The sequence below is a fragment of the Gammaproteobacteria bacterium genome, from assembly GCA_016712635.1.
Taxonomy (GTDB): Bacteria; Pseudomonadota; Gammaproteobacteria; order SZUA-140; family SZUA-140; genus JADJWH01.
This window is the reverse complement of the sequence record JADJQS010000001.1, coordinates 616759-641010: the sequence shown is the minus strand read 5'-3', so window position 1 is coordinate 641010 and position 24252 is coordinate 616759. Positions and strand designations below refer to the sequence as shown.

Below are 24252 nucleotides of genomic sequence, written 5' to 3'. Positions count from 1 at the left end.
CATGCGCGCGCTCGACCGCAAGCTGTGGCGCGACCTCTGGAACATGAAGGGCCAGGCGGTGGCGATCGGGCTCGTCATCCTGTGCGGCGTGGCGACCTACATCATGTTCATCGCCATCCTCGACAGCCTGCGCGCGACGCGCTCCGACTATTATGTGCAGAACCGCTTCGCCGACGTGTTCGCGAGCCTGAAGCGTGCGCCCGAGGGTCTGCGCAGCCGGATCGAGGAGATCCCGGGCGTGGTGCGGGTCGAGACCCGGGTGGTGGCCGGCGTCAACATCGACATTGCCGGCTTCCCCGAGCCTGTGACCGGCCTGGTGGTTTCGATTCCGGACGACGGTTATCAGCCGCTCAATGCGCTCTATCTGCGCAGCGGGCGGTACGTCGAGCCGAATCGCGCCGACGAGATCGTCGTCAGCGAGGCCTTCGCCGAGGCGCACGGCCTCGTGCCCGGTGACAGGCTTTCGGCGGTGATCAACGGCACGCGCCAGGCGCTCGCCATCGTCGGCACCGCCCTTTCGCCCGAGTACATTCACCAGCTGCGTCCCGGCGGGGTGTTTCCGGACTACAAGCGTTACGGCGTGATGTGGATGGGGCGCGAGGCGCTCGGCAACGCGCTCGACATGGACGGCGCCTTCAACGACGTGGTGCTGGAGCTGGCCGCCGGCGCCAGCGAGCACGATGTCATCGACCGCCTGGACCGCCTGCTCGACCGCTACGGCGGTCTCGGCGCGTACGGGCGCGAGGATCAGCGCTCGCACCGATTCCTCGACGAGGAATTCAACCAGCTCGCCATGATGTCGAAGATGTTTCCGTTGATATTCCTCGGCGTCGCCGCCTTCCTGCTCAACGTGGTGATCACGCGCCTGATCGGCCTGCAGCGCGAACAGATCGCGACGCTGAAGGCCTTCGGCTACGGCAACGCCGCTGTGATGTGGCACTACCTCAAGCTGGTGCTGCTGATCGTGCTGATCGGTATCGGCGGCGGCATCGCGCTCGGCGCCTGGCTCGCGCAGTTGATGGGCGATATATATATGGAGTTCTTCCGCTTCCCGTATCTCGCCTTCTCCCTGCAGCCGCATGTGGTGGCCGAGGCGGGCATTGCCAGCGCCGGCGCGGGGATTCTCGGCACGGCGCTGGCGGTGCGCCGCGCGGCGGCGCTCAGGCCGGCCGAGGCGATGCAGCCGGAGCCGCCGGCGCGCTACCGCGAATCGTGGCCGGAACGCATGGGTCTGAGGCGCTGGCTCTCGCCGACGAACCGCATGATCCTGCGCCACATCGGCCGGCGCCCGTTCAAGTCCGCCGTCACGGTGTGCGGCATCGCCGTCGCCTGCGGCATCACCATGACCGGGCATTTCCAGAAGGACACCGTCGGCTACATGCTGGAGGTGCAGTACGGCATGTCGCAGCGCGAGGACATCTCGCTGGTGTTCACCGAACCGACCTCCTACCGTGCGCGCTTCGAACTCGCCGCCCTGCCCGGGGTGCGCCGGGTCGAGGTGCAGCGCACCGTGCCGGTCGAGCTGCGCTTCGGTCACCGCAGTTATCGCACCGCGATCAAGGGCATGGAGCCGGGCGGCGACCTGCAGCGCCTGCTCGATGCCGAACTGCGGCCGATCACCCTGCCGTCCTCGGGCGTGATCCTGACCGACTATCTGGCCGGGATGCTCGGGGTGCGGCCGGGCGACATCCTCACGGTGGAGGTGCTCGAGGGCGGCCGCCCGGTGCGCGAGGCGGTGCTGGCCGGCGTGGTCAGGGAGTATCTCGGCGTATCCGCCTACATGGAGCTCGGCGCGCTCAACCGCTTCATGCGCGAGGGGCCGGCAATCTCGGGCGGCTATCTCGCGGTAGCCGACGGCGACGAGCTGGCGGCGCTGTACCGGCGGCTGAAGGACATGCCGCGTGTGGCCGGGGTGGCGCTGCGCAAGCAGGAGATCCGCAACTTCAACAAGACGATGAATGAGTCGCTGCTGTTCTACACCTTCGTCGCCCTGATATTTTCGGTCATCATCGCCTTCGGGGTGGTATACAACAGCGCGCGTATCGCGCTGACCGAACGCAGCCGCGAGCTCGCCAGCCTGCGCGTGCTCGGCTTCACGCGCGGGGAGATCTCCTACATCCTGCTCGGCGAGCTCGGCCTGCTCACCCTGGTCGCGCTGCCGCTGGGCCTGTATGCCGGACGGCTGCTGTGCTGGATGATCGCGCACAACCTGCAGAACGACCTGTACCGCATCCCGCTGATCCTGCAGCCGAACACCTATGCGTTCGCCGCCACCGTGGTCATCGCCGCGGCGGTGGTCTCCGGCCTGGTGGTCCGGCAGCGGCTCGACCGGCTGGACCTGATCGGGGTGCTGAAGACAAAAGAATAGGACTGAGGACTCAGGGCTCAGGACCGGGTAATGATCAAAGGCATGATGGGTAATGCGTAATGATTGATCAGGAACTGCAGGGCAGGTACGGGCTGTGTGCCGACGCGGACTTGACACACCCTTGCGCGCAAGGTCTGATCGGAAGATTGAACATGGGAGTTGAGCATTGAAAAACTGGCGCAGGCGCATCGTATACATCGGTATCACCGTCCTGGTGCTGGCGCTGCTGGCCTACGGTTTCCGTACGCAGCCGATCAACGTCGACACCGCGCGCGCTGCGCGCGGCACGCTGCGCGTGACGGTGGATGAAGAAGGCCGGACCCGCGTCATCGACCGCTACACGCTGTCGGCGCCGGTGGCCGCCTACGCCCTCCGCGTCGACCTCGACGTCGGCGACGCCGTCAGGCGCGGCGCGCCGCTGCTGGTGCTGGAACCGCTGCCCTCCGACGTGCTCGACCCGCGCAGCCGCGCGTCCGCCGAGGCGCGCGCGTCCGCCGCCGGCGCCGCCCATCTCGCGGCGAAGGAGAACGCGTCCGCCGCGGCATCGGGCGCGAATCTCGCCCGCATCGAACATGAGCGCATGCTGGGCCTGCGCAGGAACAACCTCGCGAGCGCCGAACAGGAGGACCGCGCGCGCACCGAGGCCGAGCGCACGCAGGCCGCGCTGCGCGCGGCACAGCTCCAGGTCGATGTCGCGCGGCACGACCTCGAGGCGGCGCGGACCGCCCTCTCCTATTCGGCGGCGCAGGAGCGCGGCGAGGTGCTGGAGCGCATCACGCTGCGTTCCCCGGTCGACGGGCGCGTGCTCGCCGTCCACCGCAAGAGCGAGGGCGTGGTCGCGAACGGTGAGGCCCTGGTCGACGTCGGCGATCCGCACGCGCTGGAGGTCGAGGTCGACGTGCTGTCCGATGATGCCGTGCGCATCCGGCCGGGCATGCGCGTGCAGTTCGGGCGCTGGGGCGGGGATGAGCCACTTGCCGGCGTGGTCCGCACCGTCGAACCGGCCGGCTTTACCAAGATCTCGGCGCTCGGTGTCGAGGAGCAGCGCGTGCTGGTGATCGCCGACATCACTTCGCCGCCGGCACAATGGGAACGCCTCGGCGACGGCTACCGCGTCGAGGCGGGCTTCATCCTGTGGGAGGAGCCGGATGTGCTGCAGATCCCGGCCAGCGCCCTGTTCCGCGCCGGCGGCGAGTGGTATGTATTCACCGTCGAGGACGATCGCGCGCGCCGGCACAGGATCGAGATCGGCCATCGCAACGGTCTGCAGGCGCAGGTGCTTGGCGGTCTCCAGGGCGGCGAGACCGTGATCGTGCATCCGGACGACACGCTGGAGGACGGGGCGCGGGTGAAGGTCAGGTGAGGCGTGAGGTGTGAGGAGTTAGGAAAAAACAAAAAACTGAATTTACAAAGTAATTGACATGAAAAATGAAGCGGCCATGCTCTTGCCGCCTCACGCCTCACGCCTCACGCCTCACGCCTCACGCCTCACGCCTCACGCCTCACGCCTCACGCCTCACGCCTCACGCCTCACGCCTCACGCCGGGCACAGCGCATAATCGATGGCGGCCTGCGGCGCTACTCACGCGCCCCGGTGCGTTGCAGCAGCAGGGCGATGTTATTGCGGCCCTTCTCCATCGCCACCATCATCGGTGTCATGCCCTGCGCGTTGCGCGCGCTCTGGTCGGCGCCGGCGGCGATCAGGGCCTGCGCGATATCGATGTGGTCGCGGTTCGCGGCCCAGTGCAGCGCGGTGGATTGCGACCTGTCCGCCAGGTTGACCGCGGCGCCGCGCGCGAGAAGAAGCTTGACTGCATCGGTGTGCCCCCTGGTGCAGGCCCGGATCAGGGGGGTCGCGCCCGATTCGTCCTGCGCGTTGATGTCCGCCCCGCGGTCGAGCAGCAGCGTGATGAGCTCGGTGTTTCCGGCTCGCGCGGCATGCGTCAGCGCGGTCCAGTTGTAGTTGTTGCGCGCGTTGACGTCGCCCTCCGCGGCAAGCTTCTGCGCCTCGGCGAGGTCTTCATGCATCACCGCCTGCATCAGCGGAGTGTTGTTGTCGCAGCCGGCGAGCAGGAACAGGCCGAGCAGGAGGCCGGCGGCGCGGGGGATCTTTGCGGTCATGGTCGGCAATTCTAGCATCTTTCGCCGGGGCGGCTGGCAAGCGCGGGGGGCCCCGGCTATCATTGGCGGATACCGCAACCGGCCCCGGCTGACCGATGAAACACTACCCCTGCCCGAGCTGCAAGACCGACACGATCCCGCTCACGGAGAAATACCGCGCCGGGATGTGGCGCATCATCCTGTGCCCGAACTGCGGCTCCCGCCTGTGCGCACAGCCCTGGGTGATGATGGCCGCCTCGATGGTCTACGTGTGGGTCGCGGCGTGGTTCGGCTTCTGGGCCTGGCTCGATCACAGCATCCTGCCGCTGCTGTACCTGGTGCCGTTCTGGCTGCTGCTCGATTTCCTCAACATCAGCTACATGCCGCTCTCGGTGCTGCGCCCGAAGGGGCGGTGAAGACTCCCGCACAGGTCCGCGATCCCCATGGCGCACATCCTCGGCATCGGCATCGCCACCCTCGACATCGTCAACAGCGTTGATGGTTATCCCGCGGAGGACGCCAAGGTGCGCGCCGTGGCGCAGGCGATCAGGCGCGGCGGCAACACGGCAAACACGCTGACCGTGCTCGCCCAGCTCGGCCATCGCTGCGCCCTGGCGAGCGCGCTGGCCGATGATCCTGACAGCCGCTATATCCGCGACGACCTTGCCGTGCATGCCGTCGGCATCGTACCCTGCCGGGTGTTCGCCGGTGCGCACACGCCGATCTCCTACATCGTGCACAACCGCAGGAATGGCTCGCGCACCATCGTGCATTACCGCGACCTGCCCGAATATCCGTTCGAGGCCTTCCAGCGCATCGACCTGTCCCATTACGACTGGTGCCACTTCGAAGGGCGCAACATCGAGGAGACCGCGAAGATGCTGCACCGCGCCAAGGCGCACAACCACCTGCCGTGCTCGCTCGAGGTGGAGAAGCCGCGCGACGGCATCGAGCGCCTGTTCGCCCACGCCGACCTGATCCTGTTCGGGCGGGAGTACGCGGAGACGAAGGCGGAGTCGGCGCAGGAATTCCTGCGCGTGATGCGGCGGAGTCTGACCGGCATCGACATGATATGCGCCTGGGGCGCGCAGGGGGCCTGGGGCATCGATCGCGACGGCATCGAACTGCATGCCCCGGCCTGCCCGCCCCCGCTGGTGGTGGACACGCTGGGCGCCGGCGACACCTTCAACGCCGGCGTGATCGACGCCAGCCTGCGCGGCGAGCCGCTGGCCGCGGTGCTGGCGCACGCCTGCCGGCTCGCGGGCGAGAAGTGCGGCGTCGAGGGCCTGGAACTGCCGTCGCTGAAAAAATAGCAGGGACAGATTTACCTTTTCCTCAGGAAGAGGGGACAGATTTTACAATCTGTCCCCGTGATGCTGAGACTGAGTTGAGGAAAACCCGGGGACGGATTGATAAATCCGTCCCCTCATGCGTGGGGAACATATGATCGAGATCTACGACAAGAAGGGCTTCATCCGCCTGCTGCGCCTCGAGGCCGACACGCTGGCGGGCGCGGACCTCGCGGAGGCGGAGCTGCCCGAGGCAAACCTGGTACAGCTCGATCTGTGCGGGGCGAGACTCACGCGGGCGAACCTCGCGCACGCCGACCTGCGCCTCGCCAGGCTCGCCGGCGCCGACCTCGCACAGGCACGGCTGTCCGGCGCCGATCTCTCCGGCGCCGACCTCACGGGCGCCGACCTGTCGCAGGCGGATCTCTCCGGCGCCAAGCTTGATGGCGCCGTGCTCGCCGGGACGCGGCTGCCGGCCGCGTATACATCCGCCGGCACGTTTGCGGGGCTGAGAATCAGGGTGGTGGATAAAAATGAAGGGTGAGGCGTGAGGTGTCAGGCGTTAAGCGGGAAGAGCAAAAACAAAATATTTACAAAGTACTTGTCAGGAAATATGACGAAGGCGAGGCTTTTCCGCCTCACGCCTCACGCCTCACGCCTCACGCCTCACGCCTCACGCCTCACGCCTCACGCCTCGTCCCACAGCCACGCTGCCCCCCGTACCCCCGACGAATCGCCCCAGCGGTTCCGGACGATGCGTCCGCGCCAGTCCGGATGGAAGACGTGGCGGCGCACCCGTTCCGGACCCTCGGTATAAAGCTCGTCGACGTTGGACATCCCGCCGCCGAGCACGATGACGTCGGGGTCGAGGATGTTGACCGCCACCGCGAGCGCGCGGCCGAAGCGTTCGAGATAGCGCGCGCGGCAGGCCGAGGCGAGCGGCTCGCCCTGCCGAGCCGCCGCCATGATCTCCGCCGGCTTGAGCGCCGCGCCGCCCGCGCGCCGGAAGTCGGCCGCGAAGGCGGGACCGGACAGGTAGGTCTCGACGCAGCCGCGCCGGCCGCAATAGCACTTCGGCCCCTGGAGGTTGAGCGGATTGTGGCCCCATTCGCCGGCGATGCCGTGCGGGCCCGACAGCACACGGCCGCGCACCACCACGCCGCCGCCCACGCCGGTGCCGAGGATCACGCCGAACACTACTTCCGCCCCCGCGGCCGCGCCGTCGGTCGCCTCCGACAGGGCGAGGCAGTTGGCGTCGTTGACCATGCGCACCGGCTTGCCGATGGCGGCCTCGATGTCGGCGCGCAGCGGGCGGCCGTTGAGGCACACCGAGTTGCTGTTGTAGATCAGGCCGGCCGCGTCGCTCGCGCCGGGGGTGCCGATGCCGACCGAGGCGCCGGGGGCGGTCTGCCACAGGGCGGCGACCAGATCCGCCACCGCGCGCACGACCTCATGGAAGGTATGCGGGGTGGCGATGCGCTCACGGCGCAGGATCTCCCGCTCGCGCGACATCACCACGCCCTCGATCTTGGTCCCGCCCAGGTCGATGCCGATGCGTTCCGTCATGGCGCAACTCCCGCTGCCCGACGCAGCCTCGTATAGATCCCGCGCTGCAGGTTGACCCTGCAGTGTCCATTATATAGAGGGGACAGATTTGAAATCTGTCCCCTTTCCGTCAAATTGCAGGGGGCAGTCTGCTACAATGCCACCACATCGGTATATGTGGCCGGGGATCGATTTGAAATCCGTCCCCATAACCCGCTTCCGGCGTCTGCCGCCTTGATTTTAAATTGAATACGTAAGCGATCGCCCATGGACGTGACCCGCATCCTCGATTCCCTGAACGACGCCCAGCGCGAGGCGGTGGCGATGCCGCCCGGGCATGCGCTGGTCCTCGCCGGCGCGGGCAGCGGCAAGACGCGCGTGCTGGTGCATCGCATCGCCTGGCTGATCCGCGCCGAGAACGTGTCGCCGTTCGGCATCCTGGCGGTGACCTTCACCAACAAGGCGGCGGCGGAGATGCGCGGGCGCATCGAGGGCATGCTCGGCATGCCGGCGGGCGGCATGTGGGTGGGCACCTTCCACGGGCTGGCGCACCGGCTGCTGCGCGCGCACTACCGCGACGTCGACCTGCCGCAGACCTTCCAGATCCTTGATTCCGAGGACCAGTACCGCCTGATCCGGCGCGTGCTGAAGGCCATGAACCTCGACGAGGCGCAGTGGGCGCCGAAGCAGGTGCAGTGGTTCATCAACGGACAGAAGGACGAGGGCCGGCGCGCGAAGCACATCGACGACCGCGGCGATCCCTACGTGGGCCAGATGCTGCGCATCTACCAGACCTACGAGGAGGCGTGCCAGCGCGCCGGCGTGGTCGACTTCGCCGAGCTGTTGCTGCGCGCGCACGAGCTGTGGCGCGACCGCCCCGAGATCCTCGCCCATTACCAGGGCCGCTTCGGCCACGTGCTGGTGGACGAGTTCCAGGACACCAACGCCATCCAGTATGCCTGGCTGCGCCTGCTGACGAAGGGCGGCAATCACCTGTTCGTGGTCGGCGACGACGACCAGTCGATCTACGGCTGGCGCGGCGCGCGCATCGAGAACATCCAGCGCTTCGGCAAGGACTATCCCGGCGCGCAGATGATCCGGCTGGAGCAGAACTACCGCTCCACCGCCACCATCCTCGGAGCCGCCAACGCCCTCATCGACAACAACACCGGCCGCCTCGGCAAGAAGCTGTGGACCGAGGGCGGCAAGGGCGAGCCGATCTATATCTACGGCGCCTTCAGCGATCTCGACGAGGCACGCTTCATCGCCGAACGGCTCAAACGCTGGGTCGAGGAGGGCGGCCGCCGCAGCGAGGCCGCCGTGCTGTACCGCTCCAACGCGCAGTCACGCGTGATCGAAGAGGCGCTCATCCGCTTCGGCATTCCTTACAAGGTGTACGGCGGCTTCCGCTTCTTCGAGCGCGCCGAGATCAAGGACGCGCTGGCCTACCTGCGCCTGGTCGCGAACCGCAACGACGACCCCTCCTTCGAGCGCGTGGTCAACACGCCGACGCGCGGCATCGGCGAGCGCACGCTCGAGCAGGTGCGCCTGCAGGCGCGCCAGGACGGCAGCTCGCTGTGGGACGCCGCGCGCGTCGTCTGCGGCGGGAGCGAACTCGGCGCGCGCAGCGGCGGCGCGCTGCGAGTGTTCCTCGACCTGATCGACAAGCTGGCCGTGGAGGTTGCCGACCTGCCGCTGTTCGAGCAGACCGATCATGCCATCCAGAAGAGCGGCCTGATCGCGCACTATCAGAAGGAGAAGGGCGAGAAGGGCCAGGCGCGCATCGAAAACCTGGAGGAACTCGTCAGCGCCGCGCGCCAGTTCGAGTATTCGCCCGAGGAGATGGACATGCCCCCGCTGTCCGCCTTCCTGGCGCATGCCGCGCTCGAGGCCGGCGAAGGCCAGGCCGAGGAGAACACGGACTGCGTGCAACTGATGACGCTGCACTCGGCCAAGGGGCTGGAGTTCCCGCTGGTGTTCCTCGCCGGCATGGAGGAGGGCATGTTTCCGCACAACCGCTCGGTGGAAGAGCCGGGCCGCCTCGAGGAGGAGCGCCGGCTGTGTTACGTCGGCATCACGCGCGCGAAGAAACATCTGTACATCACGCACGCCGAGACACGCCGCCTGCACGGCTCCGACATGTACCAGTCGCCGTCGCGCTTCATCGCCGAGATCCCCAGGGAACTGACCGAGGAGGTGCGCGTGCGCACCAGCGTGTCGCGCCCGATGGTCGCGCCGCCGATGGCGGTGTACAACAGGCCCGTGGCCGAGGAAGGGCCGGCCGGACTCAAGCTGGGCCAGCGCGTCACCCATGCCAAGTTCGGCGAGGGCGTGGTGCTGAGCTACGAGGGACGCGGCAGCCACGCGCGCGTGCAGGTCAACTTCAAGAAGGCCGGCAGCAAGTGGCTGGTGGTGCAGTACGCGAACCTGGAGGCGATCTAGGAAGCCGGTTCTCCGGCCTGCATGCGCCGACAATGAACAGCTCGAGTCCTCCCGATCGCGATATCCCCTCTCCCTGCGTGCGCAACTGCTGCCTCGATGCGAACGACATCTGCCTGGGATGCTTCCGCACCCTCGCGGAGATCACGGGATGGGGCGCGGCGGGCGAAGACGAGAAGCGGGCGATCCTCGCGCGCTGCCGCGAGCGCGCGGCCGGGCGGCAAGCGCAGTCGCGCCGACCGCCGTCCCCCGACGCCCAGCCATGACCAAATCCACCGTCACCTACTGGAATCCGCTGCGGCCCGGGGCGACCGGCCACTGGCTGCCGGTGCGCGGGCTGGAGGGGATGGCGGATGAACTCACGCTGAGCCTGGATCCGGACACCGGCGAGTACACGCGCCTGACGCGCTTCCATCCCGGCGCGGATACGACGGCGTTCGGCGGCAAATCCCATGACTATCCCGAGGAGATCTTCATCGTCAGCGGCCGCCTGTACGACGCGGCCTTCGGGCTGTGGCTGGAGGCGGGCCACTACGCCAGCCGGCCGCCCGGCGAGCGGCACGGTCCATTCCGCACGGATACCGGCTGCGTGGTGCTCGAGGTTTCCTTTCCCGGTCGCCGGGAGGGCGGTACATCTACGTAGGGCGCGTCTTTCCCGCGCATGGACGAAAACGGCGCTGTTAATTCGGCGCTTTTCGCTGCGCTATTCCGTTCCGTGGGGTTTGGCGTTATCGTTCCGACTTCAGCCATTGCCCGATGCGGGCGACGGCAGGACGATTCACAACCAGGCAATGACCGGGGAGGTGAGCATGGGGGCGACCCGACGACAGGCCCTGCTGATAGCGACGCGCAAAGGGGCATTCATCCTGCGCTCCGATGCGAAGCGCAGGCAGTGGAGTCTATCCAGGCCAATCTTTCTCGGCCACATCGTCAATCACCTGGTGCAGGATCCGCGCGATCCGAAGCTGCTGCTGATGGCCTGCAAGACCGGCCATCTCGGACCGACGGTGTTTCGCTCGACCGACCGCGGCAGGACCTGGCAGGAGTCCGCGCGGCCGCCCGCCTTTTCCAGGGCGCCGGCCGGCGGCAAGGGTCGCACGGTCAACCACGTCTTCTGGCTGACGCCTGGGCATGCCTCGGAACCCGGCGTCTGGTACGCCGGTTCCTCGCCGCAGGGACTGTTTCGTTCCGCGGATGGCGGGGCAAGCTGGGAGGGAGTGGCCGGCTTCAACGGGAACCCGATGCTCGAGGCGTGGACGGGTGGCGAGAAGGACGGCACGCCGGACGGGCCGAAGCTGCACTCGATCAACATTGATCCGCGCGACCCCGCGCACCTGTACCTGGGCTGTTCGAGCGGAGGCGTTTTCGAGTCCGTCGACATGGGACGCTCGTGGACGCCGCTGAACCGCGGCTGCGCCGCCGATTTCCTTCCGGTCAAGGATCCGGAATACGGCCATGATCCGCATTGCATCCGCCTGCATCCCCTGCTGCCGGACCGGCTGTACCAGCAGAACCACTGCGGCATCTACCGCATGGAGCGGCCGGAGGGGCGCTGGGTCCGCATCGGTGACAACATGCCGAAGAAGGTCGGCGATATCGGTTTTCCCATCGTGCTGCACCCGCGCGATCCGGACACCGCGTGGGTGTTCCCGATGGACGGGACCGCGGTCTGGCCGCGCACGTCGCCCGACGGCAGGCCCGCGGTCTACGGCACGCGCGACGGCGGCAGGCGCTGGCGGCGCCTCGACAAGGGATTTCCGCAGAGGGACGCCTGGTTCACCGTCTTCCGCCAGGCGATGACCTGCGATGACCGGCCCAAGGTGGGCCTGTACCTGGGCACGACGGCCGGCGAGGTGTGGGGCAGTGCGAACGAGGGCGGCTCCTGGACCTGCCTGGCGCGGCATCTGCCGGAGATCTACGCACTGGAAACCGCCGCCTGGTGACGGCGGCGCCGGGTCTTCACGTGCGGGTCTACATCCCTTCGCCCCTGCGCACGTATACAGCGCAGTCCGAGGTCGTCGATGCGCAGGGCGCCACGCTCGATGAACTGCTGCGTCAGCTCGATGAGTCGTATCCGGGCATGCGCTTCAGGATCATCGACGAACAGGACCGGATCCGCCGGCATATCAGGATCTTCATCAACGAGACGGAGGCGGAGGATCTGGCCCGGGCGCTCCGGCCGGATGACCGTGTCCACATCCTGTGCGCCCTGAGCGGGGGGTAGTGTCTCCGGGGAAAACACATGGCACGTTTCCGCGCGCATCACTGCGTGGGCAGGCGAAATCCGTGGCCGGATGTCCGGGATGTGTTTTGGGCGGAGCTAAGCGGTCGCTTCGCCTGGGTAACTGATGCCTGGCGCGAGTCCGGACCAGGTCTCAATAAAAACCCAGCGCGGCCAACCCCTTTTCCTTCTCGTCGACCTCTTCCCGCGAGGATCCGAACAGCATGGCTGATATGCGTGGCACAGGCTCGTACGCGACCCCGCAGCGTGAAGGGTCGAACATGCCGAACGGCATGAGTTGATATCGTTCGATCGCGATGCGCAGACGCGGCATCATATCCTCGAAGCCACCCTTGTATTTCCAGGCGCCATACTTCGCGACGGGCAGTCCCAGGCGCGCCGCCAGCGAGTCATACAGCAACAGCGGCGCGGTGGAGCCGTTGAAGCGGAAATTGAGATCATAGATGTGAAACCGGCCATCTGTTCCGACAGCGGCATCGAATCCCGCGAAGCCGCGATAACCGTGCCGACAGGCGTTACGCATGATGTCGATTCCGGCCTCTATCAGCGCGGCGGGTTCAGCGCCGGCAGGCTCCAGCCAGTTGCCCAGATAGCGCAGCCCGTCGCTGATGATCTGCTGCGCCGCGCCGAGGTACTCGATCCTGCCGTCGTCGAATACTGCGAAGTTGACGCACAGGTTGCGCGTCATGTCGAGGTACTCTTCAATGATGACGCTGTCGCACGCGGCGAAGAATTCCCGTGCCGCGTCGACTTCGGATGCGGCGCGAAGCAGCAGGACCCCCTTGCCGCTGCCGCAGCTCGAATCCGTCACCGCCTTCAGCAGCAGGGGGAATCGCCCGGGTGCTGTTTTCAGATGGTCCAGCGCGGCCAGGGCGCAGTTTTCACGCTGCGGCACGAGTTCGGCCGGCACCCACCGGGACAGATTGCGTTTGTTGTTCAGCGATGACAGCAGTGCGGGATCGACCCAGCTCTCCCCGGGCTGCAGCGAGGCCTCGGGCTGGGCATGCTGATCAATGAAGATGAGGTCGCGTTGCGCCAGCTCCCTCAGTTTGTCCATACGGTCGGCGGCATCGGTAAAGGTCACGAGTTCGGCTTCCAGCTCGAATCCGAGCTCGCGCAGCAGGCCCAGGCCGTTTTCCGTGGCGACGCCGGCACTGCAAAGCACCGGCATATTCCCCAGTACAGTCAGCTGGTTTCCGGTGGAGGCGTCGGCGACGGCGGCAGATTCGAAGACCCACGCTGCTGCATTGTCCGGCACCCGGGAATTGAACAGGTGGCCGGGGCCGCAGAGGTCGATCAAGCGGACGCGGGGGCTGATGGCTGTCATATGGTCAATGGAATACGGTCGGGCTCTCCTCCGGAGCAGGATATCGCAAGCTACTCATGTAAACTATCATGAGTCAGCAGCCACGATAAGGTTGCGTCAAGCGCCTGTCCCGGGCGTGCGCATTCAGGTCATATCCATCATGAAGATGTTTAACACATTGCTCTCCCACATGAGGGAGGCAGCACCCTATCGCAGCGTTCCGCTGCAGCTTGTGGACATCGTCCTGCACAAGCTCATTATAAATTTCAGCGTCAAGGACTATTACTTCTTCGAATTCTACAAAACCCGGAAAAGCTGGGAGGAAAAGGGCCGCTACGTGGCCTTGGGAGGGTCTCGCTACTGGCCGTTCGAAAACAATCAGTTCAAATTCACGATAGCGCTGAACGACAAATATATACAGAAACATCTGTTCATCGGCTTCGGACTGCCTACCCCGCGTTTGATCGCCACGCTCGGGCCCGGGCTTGGGATCGAGGGAGAACAGCGATTCTACGAATTTCTCGACACCCTTGAACGCGATGTCATGGTGAAATCCATCAGCAGCGCCGGTGGAAACAGTATCTGGCTGGTGGGAAAGCGGGATGGCCGGCTGTATTCGGCGAACAGGCCCTGCACACGGGAAGTCTTATGGGCCGAGTTGAGCGGGCGTATGCAGCGGGGATACCTGATCGAGGAGCGGGTCGGAAACACAGGCCTGCTGGAGCGGTTGAATCCCGGCTGTCTCAACACGTTTCGCGTCGTGACCATAAAAACCCGGGACGGCCGGTGGCATTGCGCGGCGACCTCGGTAAAGATCGGCGCCGCCGGGGCCGTGGTCGACAATAACGCCCAGGGGGGCGTGCAGATCAATCTCGATGCGCGCGGCAGGCCCTACTGCGCATACGACTTCGGCTTGCGTGAGCTGATCACCCATGACAGAAAAACGGGTATCGGCCTGCTGGACGCGGAGTTCGAAGGATTCGACGACGTCGTCGAGCTGGCATTGAAGGCGTCACGGAAACTCCATTTCATGGGCACCATCGCCTGGGATATTGCCTATACGGCGCAGGGCCCGATGATCATCGAAGGCAACAGTTCATGGGGTTGCAGCAGCCTGCAGCGGGGCAGGCCGGGAATCATCACGGACGAGCTGGCACGCGGTCTGGACAGGCATCATGCCTTCGGCCGCTGGGACAAGACCCGACTTTATCCCAACCACAGCAAAAAGGGCCTGTTGCGCAGGCTGTTCTCCTAGCGGCCGCGCGGCGTTCCGTGCTGCGCCATCTTCGCGGCCGCAGACCGCCCGGCAGCGCATTCGCGGCGTCTCCCGGGTCCGGTCGCTCCCGTTTCACGATCCGGCCTTAAGGCGCAGCTGGAGCATCGATTCGCCCAGGGATGCGGGAGATTCCCCGTGCAGATAGATGCGTACCCATAATTCCGTGCTCAACAGACGATAAAGCATGCGCGGGTGTTTCCGGAACATGTGCAGGATCGCCTGCTGGTCGGAACTGCGCCACTTGAGCAGCTCGGCGAGCCTGCCGCCGAGCAGGAAATCCGCGAGGCCTGACCAGAGTGAGCTGGGCGCGTGAAATCCGATCTTCGGCCGGCGAACGATGTCCTGCGGGAGTCGCTTGAGGGCGAGCGCGTGAACCAGGCGCTTGGTCACCCCGCGGTGGTATTTCATGCGGCAGGGGAGGTGCAGGCCAAAGTCGATCAGTTCGTTGTCAAGAAACGGGACGCGTGCTTCGATCGACCGCCACATGGTCATGCGGTCATTCGTGCGCAGCATTTCCGCCAGATGAACGTAGACGTCCTCGCAGGATCTTGCAAGGAAGGCCCGTTCTTCGTGCAGCGGCAGGGATTCGAGGCGGCGAAACAGCGCGGCCTCGCGCAGATGGCGCTTTGCCCCATCCACGGCGCAGATCTTCGGTCCGGCGAGTCCGCTTTCGCCAGGATGGTGGACGTGGGCGAACGGCCGCTCGGCCAGCGCCGCGAGGTTCAGGGGCGCCAGTAACGGATTGAGCCGGCCCAGCAGGCGAAACAGTGCGTTGTCCCGGATCCAGGCGGCATGCAGTCGCCTCCTGCGCCACATCCTGTAGGCGTCGGCCTGCCACGCATAGCCGCCGAAGAGCTCGTCCGCCCCGTCGCCGGCAAGCACCGCCTTGAAACCGTCCCGGCGCATGGCATCCGCCACCGCCAGGGCCGCGACGTTCTGGGCGAAATAGTTCGGCTGATCATTGGCACATATCGCCTGTGGCCACAGCCGGTAGAAATCCGCGATTTCCACCGGCACCTGGCGCAGCTCGACGCCGAGATGGTCGCAGACGCGTCCGGCGCGCGCCGCCTCTTCACCCCCCATGCCGGCGATGTCCGCGACGTAGGCCACGACACCGGGCCTGTGTTCCTTCGCCGCGGCGGTGATCAGGCTCGAGTCCAGCCCTCCACTGCACAAGACCGCGATCGGGGCGTCACAGATCAGGTGCCGCTCGACACTGGAGTGGAAAAGCTCCTCGAAGCGCTGGGCAGCGCTCATGAAGCTCATGCCTGCGCCAGCGAGTATCCGCTGCGGGTCGATGTCACGCAGGATGTCAAAGTATGTGATCGTGTGCGATGTTTCTCCCCGCATCCTGACGAGCGTGCCCGGCTGTATGGACTCAATGCCCTCGAAAAGGGTCCAGCCACCATCGAGCCGTTCATAAACCAGCTGCGTTACCAAGGCATGCATGTCCGGCCGGCACGCCATCTCGGGATGTGCCAGCAATGCCTTGATCTCGGAACCGAATACCAGGGACGATGCGGTGCGCGCGAGATAGAGCGGCTTGATGCCCAGTCGGTCCCGGCCGAGCCAGAGCGTGCCGTCGCGCCGGTTGAAATATGCAAAGGCGAACATGCCGTTGAAGAGCGTGACGGCGCGTTCGGGACCCCAGGTATGCAAGGCATGCAGCACGACTTCGGTATCGCTTCGGCTGTTGAACCGGACTCCAGTCTGTTCAAGGAGTCGGCGCAATTCACTGAAGTTATACACCTCGCCGTTGTAGACGAGTACGCCGGTTCCATCGGGTGTCATGGCGGGCTGATGCCCTCGATCGGTGAGATCGAGCAGGCTGAGGCGAACGTGTCCCAGGCCCACGTGTCCATCCGTCCAGACGCCGCGATCGTCCGGTCCGCGATGGGCGATCCGGTCGAGCATGAGATTGAGCACCGCGTATTCGGCGGCGCCTTTGCGCGTCAGGTAACCGGCGATTCCGCACATCTGCTTACGGTTTCCTGTCCTCGTGTCCAGCGCGCGGATTCGAAATGAACGGCGGCGCGAGGCAATCGCTCATCTCGATTCCGCGATGCTCGTTCCGGTTCGACGTCCGTTTAATTCAGATCGACGGCGTGCTTGCGCAGCAGCTCCAGCGGGACGATGTCCAGCGCACGCCGGTGCGTGCGCTTGAGATACACCTTCGGCGCCATCCCCTGGTGATAGGCCTCGAGCCAGCGCGCCGCGCACAGACACCACTGGTCGCCGGGCTGCAGGCCGGGAAAGCCGTGCTGCGGCATGGGCGTGCTGAGGTCGTTGCCGCGGAAACGGGAGTATTCGAGAAATTCCTTCGTGGTGAGGATGCATACTGTATGCGAGCCGGTATCCTGGACGCTGGTGTTGCAGCATCCGTCGCGGAAAAAACCGGTCATCGGATTTTCGCTGCAACTCTCCAGCGGCTCGCCGAAGACGTTGATGGAGGCTTCCTTGGCCGGAATACCCATGGATGCGGTCCCAGGTTTCAATCGGTCAGTGATCGGGCGTCTGCCCGCACGATGGAGACATTATACGCGATAAGGCCTGTAATGCCGCCGGATAATCATGGAACATCCCGATGCTGCCCGCGCTATGGTAAATGCCGCGGTGATGGCATAGACTTTTTCAATACGGGCGGCCGCGCGTCAGCTCAACATCTTGATAAAAGGAGAAGGGCGTGTTCCTGAAAGAGAAGGTGACGGGCGATCTGGTGGAGGTGCTTGGCATCAACGACCTGATCGATCCCTGTGGCGAGGCGGTGGTCGGCCGTTACCATCATGGCGAGGAGACGCAGGATCCGGAGACCTTCGCCAAGCGCGACCTGACCTTCCCCTCGGGGGAAGCGCTGCCGCGCTGCTGGACCGATCCCCAGTACCGCAGCGCCGAAACACAGCGCAGCCCGCGTCGTTGACGGGCCGGACCGGGCGGGGCGACGCTTGTAAAGGGCCCTGTCCGCGCCGGGCCTCGCCATGACGGGCTGAAGCATCGCGCTGGGTTAGTCGCATCACGCCAGGATCAGTCCAGGCATGTCCTCGCCAGTCATCGACGAGTCCGGGGCGAAAACCGCACCTGTGCCCCTCCGGCAGGCCTTCGCGTACTGGTTCCGGCTGGGATTCATCAGTTTCGGCGGCCCGGCCGGCCAGATCAGCCTGATGCATCAGGAACTGGTGGAGAAGCGCCGCTGGATCTCGGAGCGCCGTTTCCTTCATGCCTTGAACTATGCCATGGTGCTGCCCGGGCCGGAGGCGCAGCAGCTCGCGACCTATATCGGCTGGCTCATGCACGGCGTGCGCGGCGGCATCATTGCCGGCCTGCTCTTCGTGCTGCCTTCCCTGTTCATCCTGATCGGATTGAGCTGGATCTATCTTGCCTTCGGCGACGTGCCGGCGGTCGCTGGCCTGCTTTATGGCGTCAAGCCGGCGGTGACGGCCATCGTCGCGTTCTCGGCCTGGCGCATCGGGTCCCGCACGCTGCGGAGCCCGGGGCTGTGGGCGATCGCGCTGGCGGCCTTCCTCGCCATCTTCGCCTTCGATGTCCCGTTTCCCTGGATCGTCATCGCCGCCGGGATTGCGGGCCTCATCGGGTCGCGCGTCGCGCCGCGTGGTTTCATGACCGCAACTCAGGGCGCGGAAGGGGCGGGATCCCTGGGTTCCGCCCTGATCGATGACGACACGCCGGTCCCGGATCATGCCCGCTTCAGGTGGAGCAGGCTGCTCGGTCTTGTCGCCGCGGGGGCGTTCCTCTGGGCGGGGATGATGGCCGTTCTCACCGTCTATCACGGCTGGGACGGGACGCTGACCCAGATGGGCTGGTTCTTCACCAAGGCGGCGCTCGTCACCTTCGGCGGTGCGTATGCCGTGCTGCCGTATGTCTACCAGGGCGGCGTCGAACACTACGGGTGGTTGAGCGCGACCCAGATGATCGACGGTCTCGCGCTCGGCGAGACGACGCCGGGCCCGCTCATCATGGTGGTGGCCTTCGTCGGTTTCGTGGGCGCCTGGAGCAGGGAGATCTTCGGTCCGGAGCTTCTCGTATGGGCCGGAGTCGCCGGCGCCTGCGTCGCGACGCTGTTTACCTTCCTGCCGTCCTTTTTGTTCATCCTGATCGGCGGACCGGCGGTCGAGGCCAGCCGCCACGAGATCCGGTTCACCGCGCCGCTTGCGGGCATTACAGCCGCGGTGGTCGGGGTGATCATCAACCTCGCACTCTTCTTTGCCCGGCATGTGTTGTGGCCGCAGGGTTTCGACGGCGGTTTTGAGTGGTTTTCCGCGGCACTGGGCGTCGCCGCGTTCATCGCGCTGTGGCGTTACAAGGTCGGAGTCGTAGCCGTGATCGCCGCCTGTGCGGCGGCGGGACTCGTCTACTCTATGGCGAGCTGACGCGAATGACGGGATGCACGTCCATGTGGCAGCTCTATATCCTCCGATGCCGGGACAATTCACTCTATACCGGCGTGTCGAATGACCTGGCGCGGAGACTGCGCGAACACATGAAGGAAGGCCCGGCATGCGCGAAATACCTGCGCGGCAAGGGGCCGCTCAACCTCGTCTACACCTGTGCCGTCGGCAGCCGATCCGAGGCTCTGCGGGCGGAGCGGCGTGTCAAGAAGTTGAGCAAGGCCGACAAGGAGCTGCTGGTCTGCGGCAGGATGGCGCTGGTGGAAATCCTCTGACGGCCGCTTGCCCGGGATCCGCCCGGTACCTGCGCCGGACGGCGCGCCGGCGCCGTGTGCTGTCGGCGGAATTGGCGTATATTGAGCGCCACCCGCACCACGACCCTGCCGGACTCTGTCATGCCCCGACCGACCCGCATGAAGGCCCTGATCAAGCGCGCGGTGCGCACACGGGACTGGTCCACGCCGGTTCAGATCGGCCTGTCGCGCGCATTGCAGTTCGCCATCTTCCTGTTAGTTCTCGGCGCACTCTGGGAGCGCCAGTGGCTGGTGGCCTTCACGGCCGTTGTCGTGCTCGCCCTGACGTTTCTGCCCGCCCTGATCGAGCACCAGCTGTCGGTGCACCTGCCGGTCGAGTTTACCCTCGCGACGTCCGTATTCCTGTACGCCAGCTTCGGCCTGGGCGAGGTGCGCGGTTTCTATCAGCGTTTCTGGTGGTGGGACATCCTGCTGCACAGCGTCTCCGCGCTGGTCATGGGACTGATCGGCTTCCTGCTGGTGTATATCTTCTACAGCACGTACCGCATCCGGATGGCGCCGCTCTATGTCGGGTTGATGTCGTTCGGATTCGCGGTGACAGTGGGCACGCTGTGGGAGATCTTCGAGTTCCTGATGGACTGGGCGTTCGGCTTCAACATGCAGAAGTCCGGCCTGGTCGACACCATGACCGACCTGATGGTGAACGCCGCGAGCGCCTTCCTCGCCGCCCTGCTCGGCTACCGCTACACCCGGCACGGCGATGCCGCCCTCGCGGCCCCGCTGGTGCGCCGCTTCACGGAGCAGAATCCTTCCATGCTGCGCGAGGCGCCTGTCGAGGCTGCGTCGCGGGACGAATCCCGCTGAGGATGTGAGCGATGTGTCAGCCGGCGCGGCTGTTCCGCTGCGGCTTGCCGCTCACCAGCGCCGCGAAGTCCTCGGCCGGCACGGCGGGGCTGACGAGGTAGCCCTGGTAACGGTCACATCCCTGAGTGCGCAGGAAGGCAAGCTGTTCCGGAGTTTCCACCCCCTCGGCCGTGACCTCGAAGCCGAGGGTATGGGCCATGGCTACGATGGCGGCGGTGATCGCCTTGTCATCTTCATTGTGCGGTATGTCGTCGATGAAACGCTTGTCGACCTTGAGCACGTCGATGGGGAAGAGTTTGAGGTAGGCAAGGGAGGAGTAACCGGTGCCGAAGTCGTCTATGGCCAGGCGCACTCCCTGCTCGCGCAGCCGCTCGAGTCTCTCGGTCACCTCACCCTCGCGCGCCATCAGGGCGCTTTCCGTCAATTCCAGCTCGAGCCGCTGCGCCGGAAAGCCGGTTTCGGAAAGTATCTGTCCCACCGTGGACCAGATGTCATTGAAGCGGAACTGGTGCGGAGAAAGATTGACCGAGAGGGTGAGGGGCGGCAGGCCCGCGTCAATCCACGTGCGCCCCTGGCGGCAGGTTTCCTTCAGCACCCAGGCCCCGATCTCGGAGATCAGTCCGGTTTCCTCCGCGACCGGAATGAAGTCGCACGGCGGGATCATGCCGCGTTCCGGGTCATGCCAGCGCAACAGCGCCTCGGCTCCGGTAATCATCCCGCTCGCCATGTCGACCTGGGGCTGGTAATAAACCCGAAGCTCGTTCTGCTTCAAGGCGCGGCGCAGCTTGGATTCGGTCTGCAACCGGTTGCGCGCCGATTCGGTCATGTCGTCCGTGAAGAACCTGGCGCATCCGCGTCCTTCCGACTTGGCACGATACAGCGACGCATCCGCCTGCTGTAAAAGGGCGTCGGCGTTGCGGCCGTGTTCCGGGTACAGGCTGATGCCGATGCTCACGCCGATGCGCACCTCGACACCGTTGGAGAGATGCCAGGGATCGCTGAGCAGGGCGATGATGTCGTTGGCGATGCGCAGGGCATCTTCCTGGTGTGCGGGGTTGTCGAGCAGAACGGCGAACTCGTCGCCGCCGAGGCGGGCGACGGTATCCACCCCGCGCATGCGTCCGGTCAGCCGCTTGCTGACGTGCTGCAGCAGTTCGTCCCCGGCGAGGTGGCCGAAGCTGTCGTTGACGTCCTTGAACTGGTCCAGATCCAGCATCAGCAGCGCCAGGCGGCGATTCTCGCGCCGGGCGACCTCGACGCTGTGTTCGAGGCGCGAATGCATCAGCAGCCGATTCGGCAGCTGGGTCAGCGAATCGTGATGGGCCATGAACTCGAGCCTGGCCTCCGTCGATTTTTGTATCGAGATGTCGGTAAATACTCCGACATGGTGCGTGATCTTGCCCTCGTTGTCATGGATACTGCTGATGTTCACCAGGACTGGAGATACCTCGCCGCTGCGGTGCCGGTTCCAGGCCTCACCCTGCCAGTGGCCGGTGGTTTTGAGGCTCTCCCACATGGCGGCGTAGAATTCGTCGCTGTGGCGGCCGGACTGGAGCATGTCCGGCGCCTGTCCCAGCAGTTCCTGCTCGTCGTAACCCTTGAGCTCGCAGAAGGCCCGGTTCACCAGCACGATGCGCTGCTGCGCGTCGGTGACCATGACGCCCTCGCGGCTGTTGTCGAATACCGCGGCGGCGAGCCGGATGCGTTCCTCGCTCCTCCTGCGTTCGGTGACATCCTGGATGGTGCCGAGCATCATGACCGGAGCCCCATCGGCGCCGTGCTCCAGACGCCCCAGACCGTGCAGCCAGCGCACGGCGCCGTCATTGTGACGCACGATGCGATACTCGCGGTCGAACGGTTTTCTGTCACGCAGCACATGATCCAGCAGGTAATCCTGCATCTCGTCGCGCTCTTCCGGATGAATGAGCATCAGCCAGTTCTCTACCTCCTTCGGATAGGAGGCGTCGATGCCGAAGATCTCGTCCAGTGTGTCGGAGCTGGTCCAGGTTCCGGCTGCGATGTCGAAGACATAATGTCCGAGCGCCGCGATACGCTGGGATTGCCGTCGGATCTCTTCGCTCTTCAGCAGCCTGAGCTCGATTTCCTTGCGCTCGGTAATATCCTGCGAAGTGCCGAGTCCGCCGATCAGCTGTCCATCGGCCGCGAAGTTCAGCTCGGCGCGCTCCCGGATCCATTTGATCCCGTCGGCGGCGATGATCCGGTGCTCAATGTCATAGGGTTCGCCTTGCAATGCTGATTTCCATGCGCGATCCACCTGGTCGCGGTCTTCGGGGTGCACGCGATTGAGGAAAAGCTCGTAGGTCAGGGGCGTGCCGACCGGGATGTCGAAGATGCGGTGTGTCTCGGCAGACCAGATCAGCTCGTTGCGACGGACATCCAGCGCCCAGCTGCCCATTCGGGCGATTCTCTGCGCGTGATTCAGATTGGATTCGCTCTCACGCAGCGCGTGTTCCATGTTTTTGCGTGCGGTTACATCCTGGATCGTTGCGATGGTGAGTTCCGGCTGTCCATCGGGCCTGCGAACGCATTGGGAATTGACGGTGATGTCGATGACCGAGCCATCCTTGCGTATGAGCCTGGAGTCGCGCGCATATATGGCGATCTCGCCGCTCAGCAGCAGCGCGTACTCGGCGAGGTCCACGCTGCGCCGCTCCGGATGGATAAGTTCCGGCCACGGGAGCCGCAACATCTCGTCGCGCGTGTACCCGGTGATCCTGCACAGTTCGTCGTTGACATGGAGCGTCTGCTTGGTGAGAGGCGACGTGATCGCCATGCCGATCAGCGAAAGATCATAGAAGTGCCGCAACACCCTGTCCTTCTCCGCCGCCTGTGCCCGCAGTTCCATGGCGTGGGCATGCGCCTGCTGGCGCCAGAGCATGAATACCGCCGCTGCGAGACAGGCGATGGCGAAGAACGCCACGATGGAGACCCAGAACACCAGGTCCCGCAGCGGGGCCATCACTTCATCGCGGTCGATCTTGGCGAGGATATGCCACGGGGTGCCGATGACCGGCCGGATGGCCGCCAGTACGGTTGTGCCGCGATAGTCCCTCGTCTCCGCCGTTTGTTCCGGGACGTCCACGCCGGCAAGTTCGATCTCAAGCGGGGCCTGGTCTGACTGGATGGCATGGTTGTGGTGAAATTCACTGAGCAACCTGAGCTTGTCCCCATCCCGGCGGACCAGCAGGGTTTCGGCGCTGGCGCTTGGCGTAGGCCAGGTATCGACAAGCGGATAGAGAAACCGCTCCACGGGCGCATGCAGCACGAGGTTTCCGATGGCCACACGCCCGGCAGCGCCTGTGTCCAGGAGCAGCGGGACGATGAACTCGAGATGAACATGGCCCCTGGCGTCGCGATATATGTCGCGGTTCTGCACCTGTCCGCTGCGCAGCGCGTCTGCCAGGTGCGCGTCCAGCATGGTGCCGGATGGGTCGTTATGGATGAATGAGGAATAGACCTTGCGACCGGTGTCGTCGTAGATGTCGGTCTCATAGCCGAAGATGTGTCTGAGCCGCTCGATCCGCGTGAGCACGTGCTGGCGCGCGTCCTGGTCCCCGCGCAACATCGCATCGACGTTGTCGATGAAACCCGGGCTGCTTGCCATCATTTCAGCGTCGCCGCGCCGCTCGTTCAGCCAGAACTCCATCTGACCGGCCTTGAGGCCGGCGATCGCGCGCAGGTCCGCGAATGCGGCCTGCTGCATATGCGGTCCGTGCAGGTGGATGATGCCCAGTCCGATCAGCGGCACCACCATCGCAAGAGCGCCGAACACCAGCGGCATGCGCATGCGTGACGGACGGGCATGGTCCTGCGCATTATCGGCGCCAGGTGCGATTTCCGCCGCGGTCTGCCCCTGGCATCGGAGCAGTAGGAGCAGCAGCGCGGCCGTGACTGCAACGAAAAGGAATCCTTTTCCGGCGCTGATCTGCAGGGACAGCGCCGGGTCCCGGATGAGCATGCCGAGGAGACTGTCGGAAACGGCGATCCAGAGCGCGGCGAACGCGGCGTAGATCAGCGCGATTCGACCGGGGCTGAGGCAGCGTACGGGTGCTGGGCGGCGGTAGGGCATGCCCAGACTATCGGCACAAGCGACTGATAACTCCAGCTAAATACAGGCTGAATACAGGTTTAACACTCTGCCGGAA

General features: G+C 65.4%; 21 protein-coding genes. 15 read left to right on the top strand and 6 right to left on the bottom strand.

Features of this window, described 5'->3' with window-relative positions; genetic code table 11:
* Window position 1 precedes the first annotated feature (1 nt).
* A complete protein-coding gene (locus IPK65_02900) occupies window positions 2–2368 on the top strand; it encodes an ABC transporter permease (GenBank protein ID MBK8162125.1) in 2367 nt (788 codons plus the stop codon).
* A gap of 166 nt (window positions 2369–2534) precedes the next feature.
* Window positions 2535–3731 (top strand): HlyD family efflux transporter periplasmic adaptor subunit, encoded by a 1197-nt coding sequence (locus IPK65_02895; protein MBK8162124.1) that lies wholly within the window; start codon window positions 2535–2537, stop codon window positions 3729–3731.
* Window positions 3732–3946: 215 nt separating this feature from the next.
* Here IPK65_02895 and IPK65_02890 read toward each other — a convergent pair whose 3' ends face one another.
* Window positions 3947–4489, bottom strand: a complete 543-nt coding sequence (locus tag IPK65_02890) for an ankyrin repeat domain-containing protein (GenBank protein MBK8162123.1) — start codon at window positions 4487–4489, stop codon at window positions 3947–3949.
* Window positions 4490–4584: 95 nt separating this feature from the next.
* Here IPK65_02890 and IPK65_02885 point away from each other — a divergent pair, with 95 nt between their 5' ends.
* From IPK65_02885 to IPK65_02875, 3 genes are all read left to right on the top strand, one after another.
* Window positions 4585–4884, top strand: coding sequence for a hypothetical protein (locus IPK65_02885; protein ID MBK8162122.1), 300 nt, complete (start codon window positions 4585–4587; stop codon window positions 4882–4884).
* A 27-nt stretch (window positions 4885–4911) separates the two neighbouring features.
* Window positions 4912–5781, top strand: coding sequence for a ketohexokinase (locus tag IPK65_02880; protein ID MBK8162121.1), 870 nt, complete (start codon window positions 4912–4914; stop codon window positions 5779–5781).
* Window positions 5782–5911: 130 nt separating this feature from the next.
* Entirely contained in the window at window positions 5912–6301 is a 390-nt protein-coding gene (locus IPK65_02875) for a pentapeptide repeat-containing protein (protein MBK8162120.1), read from the top strand.
* A gap of 143 nt (window positions 6302–6444) precedes the next feature.
* Here IPK65_02875 and IPK65_02870 read toward each other — a convergent pair whose 3' ends face one another.
* Window positions 6445–7323: an ROK family protein gene (locus IPK65_02870; GenBank protein ID MBK8162119.1), complete on the bottom strand. Its 879-nt coding sequence runs from the start codon at window positions 7321–7323 to the stop codon at window positions 6445–6447.
* A gap of 246 nt (window positions 7324–7569) precedes the next feature.
* On the opposite strand from IPK65_02870, the gene uvrD reads away from it, so the two are divergent.
* From uvrD to IPK65_02845, 5 genes are all read left to right on the top strand, one after another.
* Window positions 7570–9744, top strand: coding sequence for a DNA helicase II (gene uvrD, locus IPK65_02865; protein MBK8162118.1), 2175 nt, complete (start codon window positions 7570–7572; stop codon window positions 9742–9744).
* Window positions 9745–9776: 32 nt separating this feature from the next.
* Window positions 9777–10007 (top strand): DUF1289 domain-containing protein, encoded by a 231-nt coding sequence (locus tag IPK65_02860; GenBank protein MBK8162117.1) that lies wholly within the window; start codon window positions 9777–9779, stop codon window positions 10005–10007.
* On the top strand, window positions 10004–10384 hold the full coding sequence (locus IPK65_02855; GenBank protein MBK8162116.1) for a cupin domain-containing protein: 381 nt from the start codon (window positions 10004–10006) through the stop codon (window positions 10382–10384). Before IPK65_02860 ends, IPK65_02855 begins: the two co-directional genes overlap by 4 nt.
* 166 nt (window positions 10385–10550) lie before the next feature.
* Complete coding sequence (locus IPK65_02850; protein ID MBK8162115.1) at window positions 10551–11684, top strand: glycosyl hydrolase; 1134 nt, start codon at window positions 10551–10553, stop codon at window positions 11682–11684.
* 20 nt (window positions 11685–11704) lie between these two features.
* Window positions 11705–11965 (top strand): MoaD/ThiS family protein, encoded by a 261-nt coding sequence (locus tag IPK65_02845; protein MBK8162114.1) that lies wholly within the window; start codon window positions 11705–11707, stop codon window positions 11963–11965.
* A 151-nt stretch (window positions 11966–12116) separates the two neighbouring features.
* Here the strand turns inward: IPK65_02845 and IPK65_02840 are convergent, their stop codons facing one another.
* The gene (locus IPK65_02840; GenBank protein ID MBK8162113.1) at window positions 12117–13310 is read right to left on the bottom strand and encodes a hypothetical protein; all 1194 of its coding nucleotides are present in this window, start codon (window positions 13308–13310) and stop codon (window positions 12117–12119) included.
* 139 nt (window positions 13311–13449) lie between these two features.
* Here IPK65_02840 and IPK65_02835 point away from each other — a divergent pair, with 139 nt between their 5' ends.
* Window positions 13450–14544: a hypothetical protein gene (locus IPK65_02835; protein MBK8162112.1), complete on the top strand. Its 1095-nt coding sequence runs from the start codon at window positions 13450–13452 to the stop codon at window positions 14542–14544.
* A 93-nt stretch (window positions 14545–14637) separates the two neighbouring features.
* Here IPK65_02835 and asnB read toward each other — a convergent pair whose 3' ends face one another.
* Both asnB and IPK65_02825 read right to left on the bottom strand, forming a co-directional pair.
* Window positions 14638–16542 (bottom strand): asparagine synthase (glutamine-hydrolyzing), encoded by a 1905-nt coding sequence (gene asnB, locus IPK65_02830; GenBank protein ID MBK8162111.1) that lies wholly within the window; start codon window positions 16540–16542, stop codon window positions 14638–14640.
* A gap of 110 nt (window positions 16543–16652) precedes the next feature.
* Window positions 16653–17039 carry a DUF2237 domain-containing protein gene (locus tag IPK65_02825; protein MBK8162110.1) on the bottom strand — a complete coding sequence of 129 codons (387 nt, stop codon included), beginning with the start codon at window positions 17037–17039 and terminating at the stop codon, window positions 16653–16655.
* Window positions 17040–17248: 209 nt separating this feature from the next.
* Here IPK65_02825 and IPK65_02820 point away from each other — a divergent pair, with 209 nt between their 5' ends.
* The 4 genes from IPK65_02820 to IPK65_02805 all read left to right on the top strand — a co-directional run bounded on the left by IPK65_02820 (window position 17249) and on the right by IPK65_02805 (window position 20086).
* Window positions 17249–17482, top strand: coding sequence for an acetyltransferase (locus IPK65_02820; protein MBK8162109.1), 234 nt, complete (start codon window positions 17249–17251; stop codon window positions 17480–17482).
* Between the two features lie 115 nt (window positions 17483–17597).
* Entirely contained in the window at window positions 17598–18950 is a 1353-nt protein-coding gene (gene chrA / locus IPK65_02815) for a chromate efflux transporter (GenBank protein MBK8162108.1), read from the top strand.
* Window positions 18951–18955: 5 nt separating this feature from the next.
* Window positions 18956–19243 carry a GIY-YIG nuclease family protein gene (locus IPK65_02810; GenBank protein ID MBK8162107.1) on the top strand — a complete coding sequence of 96 codons (288 nt, stop codon included), beginning with the start codon at window positions 18956–18958 and terminating at the stop codon, window positions 19241–19243.
* Between the two features lie 138 nt (window positions 19244–19381).
* Entirely contained in the window at window positions 19382–20086 is a 705-nt protein-coding gene (locus tag IPK65_02805; protein MBK8162106.1) for a hypothetical protein, read from the top strand.
* A gap of 16 nt (window positions 20087–20102) precedes the next feature.
* Here the strand turns inward: IPK65_02805 and IPK65_02800 are convergent, their stop codons facing one another.
* Window positions 20103–24176, bottom strand: a complete 4074-nt coding sequence (locus IPK65_02800) for an EAL domain-containing protein (protein ID MBK8162105.1) — start codon at window positions 24174–24176, stop codon at window positions 20103–20105.
* Between the last annotated feature and the right edge of the window lie 76 nt (window positions 24177–24252).

What these genes read in the sequence shown, in the direction of transcription:
- IPK65_02900 (MBK8162125.1), top strand. Translation starts at nt 2, where the DNA reads ATGCGCGCGCTCGACCGCAAGCTGTGGCGCGACCTCTGGAACATGAAG.
- IPK65_02890 (MBK8162123.1), bottom strand. Translation starts at nt 4,489, where the DNA reads ATGACCGCAAAGATCCCCCGCGCCGCCGGCCTCCTGCTCGGCCTGTTC.
- IPK65_02885 (MBK8162122.1), top strand. Translation starts at nt 4,585, where the DNA reads ATGAAACACTACCCCTGCCCGAGCTGCAAGACCGACACGATCCCGCTC.
- IPK65_02880 (MBK8162121.1), top strand. Translation starts at nt 4,912, where the DNA reads ATGGCGCACATCCTCGGCATCGGCATCGCCACCCTCGACATCGTCAAC.
- IPK65_02875 (MBK8162120.1), top strand. Translation starts at nt 5,912, where the DNA reads ATGATCGAGATCTACGACAAGAAGGGCTTCATCCGCCTGCTGCGCCTC.
- IPK65_02870 (MBK8162119.1), bottom strand. Translation starts at nt 7,323, where the DNA reads ATGACGGAACGCATCGGCATCGACCTGGGCGGGACCAAGATCGAGGGC.
- uvrD (MBK8162118.1), top strand. Translation starts at nt 7,570, where the DNA reads ATGGACGTGACCCGCATCCTCGATTCCCTGAACGACGCCCAGCGCGAG.
- IPK65_02860 (MBK8162117.1), top strand. Translation starts at nt 9,777, where the DNA reads ATGAACAGCTCGAGTCCTCCCGATCGCGATATCCCCTCTCCCTGCGTG.
- IPK65_02855 (MBK8162116.1), top strand. Translation starts at nt 10,004, where the DNA reads ATGACCAAATCCACCGTCACCTACTGGAATCCGCTGCGGCCCGGGGCG.
- IPK65_02850 (MBK8162115.1), top strand. Translation starts at nt 10,551, where the DNA reads ATGGGGGCGACCCGACGACAGGCCCTGCTGATAGCGACGCGCAAAGGG.
- IPK65_02840 (MBK8162113.1), bottom strand. Translation starts at nt 13,310, where the DNA reads ATGACAGCCATCAGCCCCCGCGTCCGCTTGATCGACCTCTGCGGCCCC.
- IPK65_02835 (MBK8162112.1), top strand. Translation starts at nt 13,450, where the DNA reads ATGAAGATGTTTAACACATTGCTCTCCCACATGAGGGAGGCAGCACCC.
- asnB (MBK8162111.1), bottom strand. Translation starts at nt 16,542, where the DNA reads ATGTGCGGAATCGCCGGTTACCTGACGCGCAAAGGCGCCGCCGAATAC.
- IPK65_02825 (MBK8162110.1), bottom strand. Translation starts at nt 17,039, where the DNA reads ATGGGTATTCCGGCCAAGGAAGCCTCCATCAACGTCTTCGGCGAGCCG.
- chrA (MBK8162108.1), top strand. Translation starts at nt 17,598, where the DNA reads ATGTCCTCGCCAGTCATCGACGAGTCCGGGGCGAAAACCGCACCTGTG.
- IPK65_02810 (MBK8162107.1), top strand. Translation starts at nt 18,956, where the DNA reads ATGACGGGATGCACGTCCATGTGGCAGCTCTATATCCTCCGATGCCGG.
- IPK65_02805 (MBK8162106.1), top strand. Translation starts at nt 19,382, where the DNA reads ATGAAGGCCCTGATCAAGCGCGCGGTGCGCACACGGGACTGGTCCACG.
- IPK65_02800 (MBK8162105.1), bottom strand. Translation starts at nt 24,176, where the DNA reads ATGCCCTACCGCCGCCCAGCACCCGTACGCTGCCTCAGCCCCGGTCGA.